Origin of the sequence: Vibrio sp. 10N.261.52.C11 (assembly GCF_041471405.1) — a bacterium.
In the GTDB taxonomy this organism is placed as follows: Bacteria; Pseudomonadota; Gammaproteobacteria; order Enterobacterales; family Vibrionaceae; genus Vibrio; species Vibrio crassostreae_C.
The window spans coordinates 1-254 of the sequence record NZ_JBFROI010000082.1 but is presented as its reverse complement, the minus strand read 5'-3'; the positions used below and the strand labels follow the sequence as shown (position 1 = coordinate 254).

At 46.9% G+C, this 254-nt stretch carries 1 protein-coding gene; it reads left to right on the top strand.

All coding sequences use genetic code 11. From position 1 onward, the window contains the following. Positions 1-251 (top strand): transposase (locus tag AB4323_RS22790; RefSeq protein ID WP_372153419.1); only part of this gene is annotated, 251 nt, incomplete at its 5' end. Positions 252-254: the final 3 nt, after the last annotated feature.

Below are 254 nucleotides of genomic sequence, written 5' to 3'. Positions count from 1 at the left end.
CTAAAGGGCTCTGGGAGGCTTGGTGGGCACAAGTACAAGAGAGTGGAATTAAGCCATTGAAAGAGTTCGCACGAAAACTGAGTCCTTATCTTCACGGTATTATCGCATCGGCAAGTTATCCGCTAAACACCTGCACCCTAGAAGGGATAAACAACAAGATAAAGCTAATCAAGCGAATGGGGTATGGGTATCGAGATACCGACTACTTCTTCTTGAAGATAAAAGCGGCTTTCCCCGGAAAGCCGCGATGAACC